The organism is Flavobacterium sp. KH_001, from assembly GCF_057840745.1.
Genome location: NZ_CM174520.1, coordinates 1370266 through 1388144, shown reverse-complemented (window position 1 = coordinate 1388144; position 17879 = coordinate 1370266). Strand labels below are relative to the sequence as shown.

Annotated in this window: 13 protein-coding genes; 9 read left to right on the top strand and 4 right to left on the bottom strand. The window is 34.7% G+C overall.

Features of this window, described 5'->3' with window-relative positions:
* The first annotated feature begins 281 nt into the window (after positions 1–281).
* On the top strand, positions 282–3125 hold the full coding sequence (locus tag AC3ITQ_RS06125; RefSeq protein WP_489237332.1) for a pectate lyase family protein: 2844 nt from the start codon (positions 282–284) through the stop codon (positions 3123–3125).
* A 77-nt stretch (positions 3126–3202) separates the two neighbouring features.
* On the opposite strand, the gene amaB is transcribed toward AC3ITQ_RS06125, so the two are convergent.
* A complete protein-coding gene (gene amaB / locus AC3ITQ_RS06120; protein ID WP_489237330.1) occupies positions 3203–4756 on the bottom strand; it encodes an L-piperidine-6-carboxylate dehydrogenase in 1554 nt (517 codons plus the stop codon).
* A 181-nt stretch (positions 4757–4937) separates the two neighbouring features.
* Between amaB and AC3ITQ_RS06115 the strand changes: the two genes are divergently transcribed.
* Positions 4938–5897 carry an MBL fold metallo-hydrolase gene (locus tag AC3ITQ_RS06115; RefSeq protein WP_489238903.1) on the top strand — a complete coding sequence of 320 codons (960 nt, stop codon included), beginning with the start codon at positions 4938–4940 and terminating at the stop codon, positions 5895–5897.
* 33 nt (positions 5898–5930) lie between these two features.
* Here the strand turns inward: AC3ITQ_RS06115 and AC3ITQ_RS06110 are convergent, their stop codons facing one another.
* The 3 genes from AC3ITQ_RS06110 to AC3ITQ_RS06100 all read right to left on the bottom strand — a co-directional run bounded on the left by AC3ITQ_RS06110 (position 5931) and on the right by AC3ITQ_RS06100 (position 8009).
* Positions 5931–6104, bottom strand: coding sequence for a hypothetical protein (locus tag AC3ITQ_RS06110; RefSeq protein WP_489237328.1), 174 nt, complete (start codon positions 6102–6104; stop codon positions 5931–5933).
* A 151-nt stretch (positions 6105–6255) separates the two neighbouring features.
* The gene (locus tag AC3ITQ_RS06105; RefSeq protein ID WP_489237326.1) at positions 6256–6795 is read right to left on the bottom strand and encodes a 3-hydroxyanthranilate 3,4-dioxygenase; all 540 of its coding nucleotides are present in this window, start codon (positions 6793–6795) and stop codon (positions 6256–6258) included.
* 104 nt (positions 6796–6899) lie between these two features.
* Positions 6900–8009 carry an endonuclease/exonuclease/phosphatase family protein gene (locus AC3ITQ_RS06100; protein ID WP_489237324.1) on the bottom strand — a complete coding sequence of 370 codons (1110 nt, stop codon included), beginning with the start codon at positions 8007–8009 and terminating at the stop codon, positions 6900–6902.
* A gap of 218 nt (positions 8010–8227) precedes the next feature.
* On the opposite strand from AC3ITQ_RS06100, the gene AC3ITQ_RS06095 reads away from it, so the two are divergent.
* The 7 genes from AC3ITQ_RS06095 (at position 8228) to AC3ITQ_RS06065 (ending at position 17875) form a co-directional block, all read left to right on the top strand.
* Positions 8228–9127 carry a S66 peptidase family protein gene (locus AC3ITQ_RS06095; RefSeq protein ID WP_489237322.1) on the top strand — a complete coding sequence of 300 codons (900 nt, stop codon included), beginning with the start codon at positions 8228–8230 and terminating at the stop codon, positions 9125–9127.
* A 158-nt stretch (positions 9128–9285) separates the two neighbouring features.
* Positions 9286–9657, top strand: a complete 372-nt coding sequence (locus tag AC3ITQ_RS06090) for a YraN family protein (RefSeq protein WP_489237320.1) — start codon at positions 9286–9288, stop codon at positions 9655–9657.
* 120 nt (positions 9658–9777) lie between these two features.
* A complete protein-coding gene (locus AC3ITQ_RS06085) occupies positions 9778–10434 on the top strand; it encodes a hypothetical protein (protein ID WP_008466087.1) in 657 nt (218 codons plus the stop codon).
* 362 nt (positions 10435–10796) lie between these two features.
* Positions 10797–11360: an RNA polymerase sigma factor gene (locus tag AC3ITQ_RS06080; RefSeq protein ID WP_489237318.1), complete on the top strand. Its 564-nt coding sequence runs from the start codon at positions 10797–10799 to the stop codon at positions 11358–11360.
* 423 nt (positions 11361–11783) lie between these two features.
* Positions 11784–12962 carry a FecR family protein gene (locus AC3ITQ_RS06075; protein WP_489237316.1) on the top strand — a complete coding sequence of 393 codons (1179 nt, stop codon included), beginning with the start codon at positions 11784–11786 and terminating at the stop codon, positions 12960–12962.
* A gap of 188 nt (positions 12963–13150) precedes the next feature.
* Positions 13151–16357, top strand: coding sequence for a TonB-dependent receptor (locus AC3ITQ_RS06070; protein ID WP_489237315.1), 3207 nt, complete (start codon positions 13151–13153; stop codon positions 16355–16357).
* A gap of 9 nt (positions 16358–16366) precedes the next feature.
* Positions 16367–17875: a RagB/SusD family nutrient uptake outer membrane protein gene (locus tag AC3ITQ_RS06065; RefSeq protein ID WP_489237313.1), complete on the top strand. Its 1509-nt coding sequence runs from the start codon at positions 16367–16369 to the stop codon at positions 17873–17875.
* Positions 17876–17879: the final 4 nt, after the last annotated feature.

The window sequence follows — 17879 nt, the reverse complement described above, 5'->3', positions numbered from 1 at the left end:
TGGCCTTTTCAAAAATAAAGTTCCAATCTTCAACTTCAGGAAAGCTAATAAAATTAAGACTTTTCACGGTTTATTTTTTGTATGTAATAAATTACAATCTATGCAATTTATTACATTATTGCAAATGCAAAGCGCAATTTTTTACACAATATTATTTTTTATTGCAAAAATATTAAGAATTTGAAAAAAATCATATATTTTTGTGTAATCGATTACAAAAAAAATTAAAGTAAAAGATTAAAAAACCACATTAACTATTTAACCACTTAAACCAAACAATTATGAAAAAAAACCTACTTTTTCTGACTGCGTTTTTTCTTACCGTTCAAATTTGGGCCCAACAAGTTCAAATCAACGAAGCATCCGGCTGGTTGGAATCAGCTTTTGTAAAATGGCAGCCCGTTAGTGGCGCACAAACGTACAACGTCTACTTCACCGGGCAAGGGGTGACAGACAAAAAAATTGATGATCAGCTTATTCGTAGTTACGGAAGTTACTTTAGAGCTGATATTCCAGGATTACAGGCCGGAACCTACACTGTAAAAGTAAAACCTGTAATTTCTGGTGTTGAAGGAACCGGAGCAACGACCGGTAATTTAACTGTTGCCGCACAGGATCGTAACGGCTTCGCTTTTGACGGAGGTCGCGTTCCCGGAGGATACAAAGCAGATGGAACTGCAAAAGACAATGCAGTAATTGCCTACATTACTCCAGATACTAAAAACACCATCTCGATGAACATCACTGGCGCAAGCTCAAATCCTTGCGTTGGTTTACAAAATATTTTGTACGCTATCAAAAAAGGACAAGACACACGTCCGTTTATTTTTCGATTGATAGGAAATATTACTGATTTAACAGTAATGGAAGGCGGAGATATTGTTATTGAAAACGCCAATAACGCATCAAGCTATATCACTTTAGAAGGTGTCGGAACTGATGCTGTTGCAAATGGCTGGGGAATTCGCCTTAAATCAGCTTCTAATATTGAAGTTAGCAATATTGGTGTAATGAACTGTAACAGTACTGCAGGAGACAATATTGGAATGCAACAAGCTAACGACCACATTTGGGTTCATAACTGCGACTTGTTTTATGGAAATGCGGGAAGCGATGCAGACCAAATCAAAGGAGATGGAGCTCTTGATAATAAAACATCAACTTATATTACTTTATCTTACAATCACTTTTGGGATAGTGGAAAAGCAAGTCTTCTTGGTTTAAGCGAAGGAACAACAAGTGGTTTGTACATCACATATCACCACAACTGGTTTGACCACTCTGATTCTCGTCACCCACGTGTACGTTATTATTCTGCCCATATTTATAACAACTATTTTGATGGTGTTTCTAAATATGGTTCAGGATCAACATTGGGCTCTTCTTTATTTATTGAGGGAAATTATTTCCGTAATACTAAAAACCCAATGCTTACCTCTTTACAAGGAACGGATATATGGGACGAAGCGAATCAGGTAAATAATGCCGGAACAATGGGAACCTTTTCAGGTGAAGCTGGCGGATCAATCAAAGCGTTCAATAATACTTTTGATGCCTCAATCGGAACAAATGATATGCGTTTTGTCGCTTATAATGATCCAAATCCTTTGTACAATATTGCTGGTAAAATTAGTTCAACAACTGATTTTGATGCTTATGTTGCAACAACAAGAGGCGAAACGGTAAGCAGCGCTGTTAAATCTAAATCAGGCGCAAATGTTTATAACAACTTTGATACTGATGCTTCTTTATACGTTAAAAATTTAGTAGTAGATCAGCCTGAAACTGCCAAAACCAAAACGACGCAATACGCGGGACGTGTTTCTGGAGGAGATTTAAAATGGACTTTTGACAATAGTATAGATGACAAATCTCCACTTGTAATTACTGCTCTTAAATCGGCATTGACAAATTATTCAGGAACTCTTGTTGCGGTACAGGGAGAAGGAAATCCTCCAGCAAGTTCTCAATCATTAACTTCTACAGGTAATAATAATCAAACCGTAACAAGCGGAACTGCCATTGCAACAATTGTATTTACATGGGGCGGAGATGCAACAGATGCTACTGTTACAGGATTACCAGCTTCGGGAATTAGTTTTGTAAAAAATACTACAGCTAAAACAATCACTATTACAGGAACTCCAACGGCAACATTATCATACTCAATTGCTACAACTGGTACTGGAACGCCTGCAACTGGATCTGGAACAATTACGGTTAATCCGGCAGGAACGCAAACCTTGACTTCAACTATTAACAATAATCAAACAGTTGCGAGTGGTACGGCTATCAGTTCAATTGTTTTCACTTGGGGTGGAACTGCAACAGATGCAACTGTTACAGGATTACCGGCTTCAGGAATTAGTTTTGTAAAAAATTCTACAGCTAAAACTATTACTATTACCGGAACGCCAACAGCAACTTTGTCTTACTCAATTGCAACTACCGGAACGGGAACAGTAGCAACAGGTTCAGGGACAATCACGGTTACAACCGGAACACCAAGCGGTGATCAAATTCACAACTTTACAACTTCTGGAAAAACAAGTTCCTTTTATACTATTACAGGAAATATGAATTCTACTCCGGGATCTGTAACGTATGCAGGATTAACATTGACAGCTCGTTTAAAAATTGAATCAAGTACTTCAATTACTTATACAACTACAAGTGCTTCAACCTTAACTTTAGTTTTTGATTCTAATTTTACAGGAACAATTAAAGTGAACAACGTTTCTTACACCGCATCAGCCGGAATCGTTACGGCTTCAATTCCTGCAGGTTCAAACACAATTACTAAAGGATCTGTTGCAAACTTGTTCTACATCAGTACACAGTATACTGGCGGTACAGCTCGTATGGTACAAACAACAGAAGTTGTTGCAGAACCAGAAGCAGCGAAAATAATTTTATATCCAAATCCGGTTACTGATGTTTTATATCTTACAAAAGCAACTCAGACAATAGAAAAAGTTCAGGTTTACAATATGTCTGGTACATTAGTTAAGAGTGCTGGAAAAGATGTTGAAAGTATTGATTTAAACAACCTTATTCAGGGAACTTATTTAGTAAAAGTGTATACAAATGATGGTTCATTCAACCAAACTATACTTAAAAAGTAAAACGCTAAAACAATTTTAAAAAGTAAAAGGCTTCCAAATTTGGAAGCCTTTTACATTACTTAAGTTTTGAATATTTATTACAAATCAAATTTAATTCCTTGTGCCAAAGGCAAACTTGTGGTATAATTGATTGTATTTGTTTGACGACGCATGTAAATTTTCCAGGCATCAGAACCCGATTCTCGACCTCCTCCGGTTTCTTTTTCACCACCAAAAGCACCACCAATTTCAGCACCTGAAGTTCCGATGTTTACGTTTGCAATTCCGCAATCAGATCCTACTACAGATAAAAATCTCTCTGCTTCACGTAAATTATTTGTCATAATTGCAGAAGATAATCCTTGTCCTACTCCATTCTGAATTTCGATCGCATTATCAACTTCTCCCGAATATTTAATTAAATATAAAACCGGGGCAAATGTTTCATGCTGTACAATTGCAAATGAATTTTTAGCCTCAGCAATTGCAGGTTTTACATAACAACCACTTTCGTAGCCATCGCCTGAAAGTACTCCGCCTTCAACCAGAATTTTTCCACCTTCAGCAACCACTTTGTTCAGCGCGATTGCATACATTTCGACTGCATGAGTATCGATAAGTGGCCCAACATGATTGTTTTCGTCAAGCGGATTTCCGATACGTAATTGTTTATATGCTGCCACTAAAGCATCTTTCACTTTATCATAAATACTTTCGTGAATAATCAATCGACGAGTTGAAGTACAACGTTGTCCGGCCGTTCCTACGGCTCCAAAAACAGCTCCAATAACCGTCATTTTAATATCAGCATCCGGAGTTACAATAATGGCATTATTTCCTCCTAACTCTAATAGTGATTTCCCTAAACGTCCGGCTACAGCTTGTGCAACGATTTTCCCCATTCGGGTTGAACCCGTTGCAGAAATTAAGGGTATACGAGTATCTTTTGTCATTAACTCTCCTATTTGATAATCGCCATTAATCAAACATGAAATTCCTTCCGGAAGATTGTTTTCTTTAATTACCTGAGCAATAATATTTTGACATGCAATTCCGCATAAAGGTGTTTTTTCAGAAGGTTTCCAAACGCAAACATCTCCGGAAATCCAGGCTAAAGCTGTATTCCACGACCAAACTGCCACTGGGAAATTGAACGCAGAAATAATTCCAACAACGCCCAATGAATGATATTGTTCATACATACGGTGTCCTGGTCTTTCAGAATGCATAGTTAATCCGTGCAATTGTCTTGACAAACCCACTGCAAAATCACAGATATCGATCATTTCCTGAACTTCTCCGTAACCTTCCTGCAATGATTTTCCCATTTCATAAGAAACCAATTTACCCAAAGCTTCTTTATTCTGGCGTAATTTTTCTCCAAACTGGCGTACAATTTCACCACGTTGTGGCGCAGGAATCAAACGAAATGTTTTGAATGCTTCCGTTGCTGAACGCATTACTTTTTCGTAATCTTCCTGTGTTGACATTTTTACCGAAGCAATCAATTTTCCGTCAACTGGTGAAAAACTATCCAGAATTTCTCCTGATGAAAAGTTTTGTAAACCTGTTGAAGTTCCGTCATTTATCAATTTGATGCCCAATTTATCCAGAGCCTCATTCATTCCAAATTGCGATGCTATTGTTGTCATTGTAACTTTTTTAGTTAAAATTGTTATATTTTTTCGTAAAGATATTATTTCGAGTTGAATTCTGATCTAATTCTGATGTTAAAAACAAAGTAAATTTAGGGCTATTTATGATGAATTTCGGAAGTACAAGCCAATTTATTCGCTTTAATTCATGAAATTTGCAATACAAAATTATTTAGATATGACCATTTTCAATCGGTTTTTGATTTGTTTCCTTTTAATCTCATTGAATGCTTTTTCACAAAAAACAGAGAAACCGTCCTTTCAGGTTGTTCCTTTAGGAGTAAAAGGCGGTATAGATGAAAAAAATCTATCGGCTTATTTACTGGCACCAATCAACACGAATGACTACATCAGTTTAGACGCCGGAACTATAAATGCCGGAATTGAAAAAGCCATTGAAAATAAAGTTTTCAAAGTTTCAACAAATGAAGTTTTGAGAAAGTATATAAAAGGGTATTTCATTTCGCATGCGCATTTAGATCATGTTTCGGGCTTGATTATTAATTCGCCTGCCGATTCTGCTAAGACTGTTTACGCTACTAATAAATGCATGGAAATGATGGAAAACCATTATTTCAACGACCAAACCTGGGCCAATTTTGGAGATATAGGTCCCGGAAAACCCTTGAAAAAATATCATTTCCAAACTTTAAATATTGGCGAAGAAACTCCGATCACCAATACTACAATGACAGTTAAAGCTTTTCCGTTAAGCCACGTTAATCCTTTTGAGAGTACAGCTTTTTTAATTAAAAATGGAGATTCTTACGCTTTATATTTAGGAGATACAGGACCTGATGCTGTTGAAAACAGTACTGATTTGAAAGACTTATGGACAGCAATTGCGCCCCTTATAAAAGCCAAACAACTAAAAGGAATTTTTATTGAAGTATCCTTTCCAAATGAACAGCCGGACCAATTTTTATTTGGGCATTTAACTCCAAATTATTTGATGAAAGAACTTCACGTTTTAGAAGAGTTAGCTGGAAAAGGAACTTTGAAAGGTTTTAAAATTATCGTGACGCATTTAAAACCTCCAACAAAAAATATTGTAACGCTTAAAGAACAGATCAAAAATCAGAATGATTTAGGATTGCAAATTATTTATCCGGAGCAAGGGAAACGATTTGAATTATAGTTTTTTTGCCACAGATTTCACAAATTAAAGGGATTATATAATTCCTTTATTTTTCAATTCAAGAAGCATCTCTTCATGAGTAATAAATCTACCTTCTTTAAAATCTAATTTCGCTTGTTCAATTTCTGCTTTTAGCTCTTTATAATTAATTTCTTTAATACTATTTACAGTACTATCAGCGCTTTCTATTTCATTTGAATTTTTCATCTCTATTATTTAAATCTATAATTATCTTTTGAAAATGAGTGCCCTAGCCCTGATGGGAGGGAAAATCCTTTTGTGCGGGGGTTCCGCACAAAAGATTTGGAAGGACAGCAGGAAATAGCTCCTTAAAATTAGTATTATTAAACTTTTCTAATTATTTCTTCGCCACAAACCTCGGATCAGATTCCATTACAGTCCCGCAATTATCACAAGTTCTTAATTCCTCAGAATTATAGAAATGTTCGAAATGAGGCAAGAAATCTTTCTCGATATTATGCAGTTCAAAATACACTTCGTATAATTTATGATTGCAATTGTCGCAATGCCAAAGCAATCCGTCAGTATAACCTTTTCCGGCACGTTTACGCTCGATTACCAACCCGATTGAACCCGCAGAACGAACCGGAGAATGCGGAATCTTTGCAGGATGCAGGTACATATCCCCAGCATTTAATTCCATTTCTTTGCGTTCACCCTCTTCCTGAATAATGACTTTTATGCTTCCTTCAAGTTGATAAAAAAGCTCCTCAGTTTCATTGTAATGATAGTCTTTTCGGGCATTTGGACCCGCCACAATCATTACGATATAATCGCCTGAATCAACGTAGAGATTTTTATTTCCAACTGGTGGTTTTAATAAATGACGGTTTTCGTCGATCCATTTAGTAAGATTGAAAGGTTTTGCTATTGACATTTTCTTGAAGTACTGAATTTATATTTAGCTAAGTTAATGAAAAGTTTTCAGTCGCGGTCGCAGTTTTCAGTCCAAAACTGTAAACTGTGACTGAAAACTGCGACTTATTTCTTTTCTTTTACCAAATAAATATAAACCGGAAAGTGATCGCTAAAACCAACTTCTGTCTGACTATGCCGAAGTGGATATCCTTTGTATTGACCTGAAGTCTGAACCAAAAAGGGTCTATTAAAAATCCCCGCTTTCCAAAACGTAAAAGCGGAATAATCGGGTTTTATAACGGATTCTGTCATCATGATTTGATCGAAAATATCCCAGGAATCTCGAAAAGCAATAGTTCCCATTCCTTTGTTTGCCATTTCTTCGAAAGGATTAAAAATGCCAAATTCGGGAACTTCTATCTTTTTTGATTTTGCACCTAAAGCAATTTTTACACTTTTATTAAATGGACCATCATTTAAATCACCCATTGTAAAAACTTTGGCATTTGGGTTAATTCGCTGTAGAGAATCGATAATCTTTCTGTTTAATCTTCCCGCGGCTTCACGAAATTGGCTTGAAGCTTTTTCTCCCCCCGATCGCGATGGCCAGTGATTTACAATAATATTTATTTCCTCGCCTTCTAAAAATCCGGTTATTAAAAGCTGATCTCTGGTAAAAACACGATTATTATCTTTTGTTATTTCTGTTTTATCTTCCAGTTCATCGTCAGTTTCTTCTTTTTTCTCTTCTTTTATTACAACCTTATTTTTATAAATTAACAATGGAATATTAGAAAATGAAGTTGGTTTAAAATATTTCTTTTGATACAGTAACGCAACGTCGATTCCGCGTTTATCTGGTGAATCAAAATGAATAATTCCATAATCAAAAGGAAGCAATTTTGGTTCTTTAATTAAATCTTCTAAAACTCCTCGATTTTCAATCTCTGAACCTCCAATAATTGTTGGTGCATTTGGATTTTCTGGTGTTCCAATTTCAGAAATAACTCTGGAAAGATTTTTTAATTTTTGATGGTATTTCTCTTCTGTCCAATGCTGTGCTCCTGTTGGCGTCCATTCGTCATCATTTGTATTGATGTCATTATTGGTATCAAAGAGGTTTTCGAAATTGTAAAATGCAATGGTGTGAATGATATATTTTTTGGATTGCGCTTGTAAATTTGCAATTGATAGAAGAAAAATAAAATAAATTCTGGCTTGAAAGTTGCGCATAATTGCTGAGTAATTAAAAATATAAAATTACGAAAATACTACTTTGTAGGAAATTTCTAATAATTTAAATTTTTAAAATCTCTATATTTGTTATTCTATTCCAATTACAACTTATGATCAACCCTATATATAAAAATTTAAAGAAGCACTTTACACGCTATAAATTCGTATTTCTTATTTTTGCTTTACAATCATTCACCTGTCAATCTCAACAAAACATGATCACACCACCTTATTTACAAAAAGGAGATACTGTAGCACTTTTAGCAACTGCCAGAAAAAACATTGATGACAACCTTAAACCTACTATAGATTTATTGCATAGCTGGGGTTTAGAAGCTGTTGTTGGAAGCACAATTGGACTTGATTTTAACCAATTAGCCGGAACAGATGAGCAACGTGCAGCTGATTTTCAGAAGCAATTGGACAATCCGAATATTAAGGCGATTTGGTGTGTTCGTGGTGGATATGGAACTGTGAGAATGCTTGATTTATTGGATTTTACCAAATTCAAACAACATCCAAAATGGATTATTGGTTTTAGTGATGTGACCGTTTTACACAACCATTTAAATACAATGGGGTATAAATCGATTCATGGTGTAATGCCTGTAACGATTCCGAGAGCAACTCCGGCAGCTATTAGTTCTATGAAATCGAGTTTGTTTGGAGAGCCTTTATCCTATTCTATTGGTCCCGATAAAATGAATCGTTTCGGAAAAGCAACTGGAGAATTAGTGGGTGGAAATTTATCTATTTTGTACAGTTTATTAGGATCTCCATCTGCTATAGATTGTAAGGACAAGATTTTATTTATTGAAGATTTAGATGAATACCTTTATCATATCGATCGTATGATGATGAACCTTTGTCGTAATGGTTGCATCGAGAGCCTGAAAGGGATTGTTGTTGGAGGAATGACAAAAATGAAGGATAACGAAGTTCCATGGGGTAAAAATGCAGTCGAAATTATAGACGATGTAACCAAAAAATATAATATTCCTGTAATTTTCAATTTTCCTGCCGGCCATATTCAGGACAATAGAGCTTTGATTATGGGAAATACTGTAACTATTGATGTAAATGCAGCAGGAAGTACACTTACTTTTAAAAAATAAATTCCGCTGGCTATTCATTAATTGAAAAGCCTTAAATACCACATATAATAATCTCGCAAAGACGCAAAGTCGCAAAGTAAATTAAAACTTTGCGACTTTGCGTCTTTGCGTGAAATTACTAACACGTACAGCACAGCTGCGACTGAAAACTCAAAAAAATGGCTGAACACAATGAACTAGGAAAAGAAGGAGAAAAACTGGCCGCAAAATACCTTCAGGAAAATGGATATGAAATTTTAGATCGAAACTGGACTTTTCAAAAAGCTGAAATTGATATTATTGCACAAAAAGATAACTATTTGGCCATAGTTGAAGTAAAGACAAGATCGAGTTTAGATTTTGGAGATCCGCAGGATTTTGTGAAACCCAAAAAAATTCAGTTACTCATAAAAGCAGTAAATGCCTACATAAACGATAGGGAAATGGATTTTAAAGATTCAATTCAGGTTCGTTTCGACATCATTGCGATCCATAAAGACGGCGAAACATTTGCAATTGAACATCTTACCGATGCTTTTTATCATTTTTAACATATTTTTTTATTGTTATAATTGTAACAAATTGTTTTTTTATTTATCTTTGCAAAGATTTATAACATCACTATTAAACCAAACCAACACAATTACATTACAAAAAAAAGAAAAAAAATTATGAAAACCGTTTCTTCAATCGTCGAAAATTACATCAAAACAAAGCCGTTTTTGTTAAATGCATTATCTCTCGGAATAATTAATTTAACCTCTCTTTCTCGGAACATTATGACCGAATTAGAAAGCGAATTTGGCAAAGAAGTAAAACAAGGCGCTGTAGTAATGTCACTTAAAAGACTTACTGAAGAATTAGATTTCAAATTGAACCATAAAATCAATAAAGTAATCAAGAATATTGGTGAAATTACGGTTCGTTCTGAGTTGACGGATTACACTTTTGCAGCTTCAGAAACGGTATTAAATAAACAAGCCGATTTAATTTCTGATATCAATGCTTTATCTGATATTTTCTATACCTCATCTCGTGGTGTAAACGAAACGAATATCGTAGTCAGCAGCAGTGTTAATCATTTAGTTGAAAAACACTTTATGCGTGAAAAATTGATTCAAAAATTAGATAATTTAGCTTCAATCACCGTAAAATTACCAAAAGAAAATATTGTAGTTCCGGGTATTTATTACTTCATTTTCCAGCGTTTAGCATGGGAAGGAATTATCATTAATGAGGTAATTTCTACTTCAAATGAATTCACTATTTTAGTGGGAGAAGATCAGGTTGATGTAGCTTTTAAAGTAATAAAAGATCTTAAAAACTAGTTATATTTTAATTTTCATTAGAGAATCCTTTTGTACTTCAATTGAAGACAAAAGGATTTTTTTTGAATTGTTTTTTGTCATTCTCTTTAAATTTTCATTTTCGCAAATAAGAATATTCTCAAAAGATAAATTCTAAATTAAATAGCAATTTATTAAAGCGTAAAAAATACACTTACTTGGTAAGAAAGGACTTTTAGACTGTTTTTGCTTCATTCATTCAAAAAACGTTATAAAAATAAGAATTAAGTTTTTTTAGATATAATTTGTTGCGAATAATATTTTTATATATTTGCTGTGAAGTCAAACAACAATCTTCTGTTTGACAGCCAGATATAATTAGAATTAAATAAAGACTAATTAAATTGCCAGATACAAAAAACCATAGCGAACAATTATTAGTTAGTGAACTCAAAAATGGGAACGAAAAAGCCTTTCGCCAACTTTTTGATTTATACTATCAGGATATCTATGGTTACAGCACTAGTCTTTTAAAATCGAAAGAAGCAGCAGAAGAAAATGTGCAGGATGTTTTTATGAAAGTGTGGCTGCATCGCGAAAACTTAAATCCGGATCAGTCTTTTAAAGCCTACATTTTTACCATTGCACGAAATCAGGCTTTTAATACCCTAAATAAAGCTGCAAACGATTTGGCTCTTAAAGAAGCCGTTTTTTACGAAAGTCAAAAATCTCATGAATATGGAGATTATTCCATACGGGAAGCCGATTGTAAAAAGCTTCGAAAGCAAGCCATGAAACAGCTTCCTCCCAAACGAAAGCAAATATTTAAAATGTCACGAAAGAAAGGCATGAGTTACGAAGAAATTAGTCAGGAACTCGGCATCTCTATAAATACAGTCAGGAACCAAATGAGTAAAGCATTAGAATCGATGCGAGTCTTTTTTCACGTTCATGATGAAATTATCTAAACCAAAAAACCACAAACCATTAAAATCATCCTTTTCGGGTGATTTTTTTTTGTTTTAACCACAGAGTTCACAAAGGTTTTCACAGAGATCGCAAAGTTTGTCATTGCGAGGAACGAAGCAACCACACTAACGAGAGTCATTAATTGATTTCGGCAAATGAGATTGTTAGGTTCCTCGCAAAGACCAGTCGTTGTCGAGTTTCTTGTGTGATTTCTCCCTTCGCTCGAAATGACAAAAAAACCTCTGTTATCAAAAAAACAAAAAAAAAAATAATATTCTTTCTCATAAACCTCAGCAAAATCAATATATAACAAAGGTTTATTCAATAGCAAAATGTTAAAATTTAAAAATTTATAACGTTTGAGTAGTACTCAACTTCCTTTCAACTGTATTATATAAAACCGGACCTAAAAACATTTCGTAATGAATTCAAATTCTGAAATAAAAAACCTTTTACAAAAGTTTGTTTTAAACCAATGTACCCCTGAGGAAACAAATGAAGTAATTGCCTATTACAAAAAAAATCAACTTACAGACGATTTTCCGACTGTAGAAGACATTCAAAATCTTTTGGGTGAAATGCCAAAAATGAATCAACAAACTGCTGATGATATTTTCTTAAACATTTTGGGTGCTGTTAAAGAAAATGAAACTACAATTTCTATCGCGCCTAAAAAATCAAATTTCAGAAAATACATTTCGATTGCCGCTTCGGTAGTTGTTTTATTAGGAATTGGACTTGCGTATCAAAAAGGAGCTTTCAATAGTAAATCAGAACCAAAATTCGATTTTAAAAGTACCGACATCGTACTACAACTAGAAAACGGAAATATTCAAATTATTTCTGAGAATAATAAAGTTGAAGTAAGAGATGCTGACGGAAATATAGTTGGAAATCAGGACGGAGATAAAATTACTTACGACAATAATTCTGATCTAGAAAAAATCGCTTATAACACCATCAAGATTCCTTATGGCAAAAGATTTCAATTGCAGTTGTCTGACGGAACTACTGTTCATTTAAACTCCGGAACTACTTTAAAATATCCTGTAAAATTTATTGCAGGCGAAAACAGACAGGTCTTTTTAGATGGAGAAGCTTTCTTTGATGTTGCCAAAGACAAAAAACATCCTTTTATCGTAAATGCTGAGAATTTGAATGTTCGTGTTTTAGGAACGCATTTTAATGTGTCGAATTATCCTGAAGATGCAGTAACAGATGTTGTTTTGGTTGAAGGTTCTGTTGGAATGTATAATGTAAAAGAAGAATTTGATGCCAATAAAAATACAATCCTGAAACCAGGCTACAAGGGAAGTTTCAACAAACAGAATAACATGATTTTTACTAAATCAGTTATTACCGATATCTATACTTCATGGGTTAATGGTGGATTGACTTTTAGAAATATGACTTTCAAAAATATCATCACCAAATTAGAAAGACGATACAACGTAACTATTGTAAACAAAAATGAAAAACTGGCAAACGAGAAATTCAATGCAAGTTTCAAAGAAGAGTCTATCGAAAATGTGATGAGCTATTTTAATGACATTCATGGCATTAATTACACCATAAAAAACAATCAAATACTAATTAAATAACCACTAAAACCAATGAAAAAGCATGAAGAGAAAGTACTAAAATAAAAAAATCGGAAAGAGCTGCGAACAATTTCCGATTAACTAAGTGATTGAATATAACGAATTAACTACAATCAATTAACAAAATTATGAAAAAAAAATCAAAGAATACTGGGTTTCTATACCGAGTGTTCCAAAATGACCTAAAATTGAAACTAACTACACTACTTATTTTGGTCGCCATGTTTAATATTAGAGGGAATACTTATGCCCAAAAGACAAAAGTAACCCTGGAATTAAACAATTCAACCATCGAGAAGGTTATTGAGACCATAGAACAAAAAACAGATTTCAGATTTATTTACAAATTGAGTGATATCGATTTAGATCGAACAATTTCAATTTCTGTGAAAGATCAACCCATAAATATTGTTTTAGATAAACTTTTTAAAGGAACTCCAACTGAATTTAAAGTTAGAGATACTCAGATCATTTTAAAAAAGCCCGAGCTAAAAACGGAGGTCGTTAAATATCAAAAACAAACGGTTTCTGGTGTTATTACTGATGAAAATGGTTTGCCATTACCCGGAGCTTCTGTTCTTGAAGAAGGAACCAGAAATGGAATGGTAACCGATTTTGATGGAAAATACAAGATTACAGTTGAAAGCACTTCATCTGTAATCATAGTAAGCTTTATTGGATATAAAGAAAAAAAAGTAACCGCTAATCAAAGTATTATAAATATTCAGCTTATTCCGGATGCAACTGATTTACAAGAAATTGTAGTAGTGGGTTATGGTACTGCTTCCAGAAGAGATGTTACGGGAGCCGTTTCCTCCGTAGCAGCAAAAGACATGAATCAGGGTGCAATTGTAAATCCATTGTCCTTGATTTCAGGAAAAGCTGCGGGTGTAAATATTACTCAGGTTGGAAGTGAACCAGGTTCAACACCAAGTGTTCGTATTCGTGGTATTTCTTCTTTAATTGGAGGAAATGATCCGCTTGTAGTGGTTGATGGAATTCAGGGAAACATGGATTTGTTAAATCAGGTTCCGCCAAGTGAGATTGAAAGCATAGATATTTTAAAAGATGCTTCAGCTACTGCGGTTTACGGTTCAAGAGGAGCACCTGGGGTTATCATTGTAAGCACAAAAAAAAATAAAGCAGGCAAAACTACGATGGAATATATAGGATACACTTCTATAGATTTTATTCCAGAAAAATTGGATATGCTGGATGCAAATCAGTGGTGGGAAACTGCTCAAAATGTTGGTGTTCCGGCCTCTTCAAATCATGGTTCGAATACAGATTGGTACGGTCTTTTAACGCAAACCGGAATCACACAAACGCATACGCTATCATTTGGTGGAGGAACTGATAAATTTAATTACAGAGCATCTATCACGGCTATTCTGCAAGATGGTGTAGTCATTAATTCAAGCAATCAAAAATATATTGGTCGTTTACAAGCAACGCAATTGGCGCTGAATGACAAATTAAAATTGACTTTTAATTTAAATACAGGAGTAAATAATGTAACAAGCAGTATTGGGAATATTGGAACCGTAGGTTATTCATCTAACCTAATTACAAATGCATTATTAGCCAGACCAACAGATCCTGTTTTTAATACTGATGAAAGCTACTTTACAGATCCGACCGTATTTCATTACTTAAATCCTTATGCAGCTGCACAAGAAGTTACCAATGAAACTCAAAATGACAATTTATTTGGAAGTTTAAAGGCAGAGTTAGATTTAGGCAAAGGTTTTTCAGCAAACTGGTTTGGAAGCTGGAGAAAGACGAATAGAACTGCAGGATATTATATGCCGGCAAAATCTACTTTTGCAGATGCAGTTGAGCAAAACGGTTTTGGTAATATTGAAAATAACAGACAAAATGAAAAATTAACCAATCTAAGTCTTAACTACAAAAAGTCTTTCGGAATCCATAGCTTTAATGCATTGGCTTTATACGAATGGCAAAGTCAAACTTATCAGGGTAATTTCACTCAGGCAAGAGGTTTTATCAGTGATGAAGCTAGTTACAATGCACTTCAGTTCGGTGATTTATCTAAAGTGAGAGCTGCAGATATCAGATCTTATAAAAATGACAGGTCTTTAGTTTCTTATTTAGGAAGATTAAACTACTCTTTATTAGATCGTTATTTACTCACAGCAAGTATCAGACGAGATGGTTCATCTGTTTTTGGTACTAACAACAAATGGGGAAATTTCCCGTCTGCATCTGTGGCATGGCAAATTAACAAAGAATCATTCATGACCAATCAGAATTTATTTTCTGAATTAAAATTACGCGTAGGTTATGGGGAAACTGGTAATCAGCAAGGTCTTGTGCCACAAACTTCACTGCCGTTAGTGGATAGTGCCGGAACTATTTATTTTGGAGGATCGCTTATTACCAATTTTGGTATTTCTCAAAATGCAAATGCTGATTTGAAATGGGAAACCAAAAAACAAACCAATATTGGACTTGATTTTGCTCTTCTAGACAATAGGTTGAGAGGTAGTGTAGATGTTTATGATTCCACAACAGATAATTTATTGTTCAACTACACTGTACCGCAACCACCTTATCCATACGATCAAATTAAAGCAAACGTAGGAAGTATTTCAAACAAAGGTTTAGAAGTTGCTCTTGCGTATGATGTTATTAAATCAGAAAACAGCATACTTACCTTAGCAGGAAACGTATCCTTCATGAAAAACGAAGTGCTTAATTTAAGCGGCAGCATTAATGGTATTCCTTTAAATACTAATTATGTGGGCTGGGGCGCACCAAACTCCTATTTAGTACAAGGACAACCAATTGGTTCATTTTTTATTTTAGAGCATACCGGAGTTAATGGGAATGGTGTCGAAACTGTAAAGGATCGTGATGGAAGCGGACTTATAGATCAAGGTGCCAGAAGCGCAGATCGCTATAATGCAGGATCAGCATTACCAACTTATACATTTGCATTTAATCCGACTTACAGATACAAGAATTTTGATACGTCTATGTTATGGAGAGGTTCCGGTGGGAATAAAATCTACAACACTCTTAACCAAAGGTTGAGCATGCTGGAGAATACGGGTAGTTCAAATATTTTAGAAAGCGGTGTTGAGAAAGGAATTCGTTCTTCTCCATACGGATCTGATATATGGTTAGAAGATGGTTCATACATACGCCTGGATAATGTTACAGCAGGATATACTTTCCGTTTTACTGACAAATATGTAGACAATATTAGACTTTCTCTTACAGGAAACAATTTGCTTCTTATCACAGATTACACAGGTTTGGACCCAGAATTGAACGTAAGCGCAAATAATGAAGAAACTTTTGGAGGAGATAAAGGTATTTATCCTCGTACCAGAAGCATTGCATTTGGTTTGACTGTAAAATTTAAATAGTAAAAAGAAATGAAAATTAAAAATATAGTAATAGCAGGAAGTGTATGCTTCCTAACCCTTTTTAGCTGTACAGATTTAAACGAAAATGTATACGATAAATATCAACCTGACAGCTTTTACGGAACTCCTGAGGGAGCCAATATTGCATTGGCAAGTGTTTATGCTGAAATTCCGGGTGATTTTGAACGCAAAGGTGTCCCTGGAGTAGGTTATGCAGGAGCTGATAACGGCTGGTATGATATGAACTGTATGTCATCGGATGAGCAGGTTATTCCGCATAGAAATGACGGTAACTGGCAACAGGATTTTGCCCGTTTGCACAAACATGTATGGCTTCCAAGCGAGGGCATTATTAATAATACCTGGAGATGGTTATACAATGGTATTTTCAAAGCCAACTTAGCAGTTGAGTTATTAGAAAAAGGAAATGCTGATCCTTCAAAAATAGCGGAAGCAAAAGTAGTGCGTGCTTTTTTTTACTATTTATTGATTGATGATTTTGGAGATGTTCCTTTTTATACTGATAATAATATTACGGTAGACAAGATTCCTCAGGCAAGCCGTAAAGTAGTATTTGATTTTATTGTAAAGGAATTAACAGAAAATGTAGAATTACTTTCAATAACAAAAGGTGGAAATTATTACGGAAGATTTAATAAATGGGCCGGATATACATTATTAGCAAAAGTATATCTAAATGCTCAGGTATATACAGGAGAAGCGAAATGGAACGAGTGTCTGGCTGCTTGTAACAAAGTAAGCGAAGGTGGTTTTACATTGCATTCAGGTGAAGAAAATACTAATAGTCCTCTGGGAAATAAATATTACGAATTGTTTGGAGATGTACTGCCAGACGATGAAACTATTTTACCTATCTATGCTACTCTTGATGTTGTATCACGTAATATTTACACCAATCGTAGTTTGTATGGACCACATGGAAAAGCTTTATTTGGTTTTGACACCTGGAACGGAACTATAGTTCCTAAAGATTTCTTCCTGAAATACGACTTAAAGGATATTAGAAGAAAACAGTTTTTAGTTGGAGAACAAAAAGGCGGATTTAATTATACTCTTGATGTGGCTTCTTTAGATGATCCGGGAGCTGATCCTCAGGCTGGCGTTCGCAACATTAAATTTTATCCTGCAGGAGCACAAACTGGTGGAGGAGCTTCAAATGACTTCCCGATTTACAGATATGCTGATGTAATTTTAATGATGGCAGAGTGTAATGCTCGTTTAGGAAATCCTGCTGCTGCAAAACCTTTCGTCGATCAAATCAGACAACGTGCGGGATTAGATCCTTTGGAAGGAAACCCAACTCTGGATGACATTTATAACGAAAGAGGGTTCGAATTAAACTGGGAAGGTCACAGAAGACAAGATATGATTCGTTTTGACAAATTTTTATTAGCAAACGAGTTCAGAGCAGCATCTCCTGCTTTCAGAAAATTGTTCCCAATTCCAACATCTGCTTTAGATGCTAATCCCGGACTTAAACAAAATCCTGGTTACTAAAAAC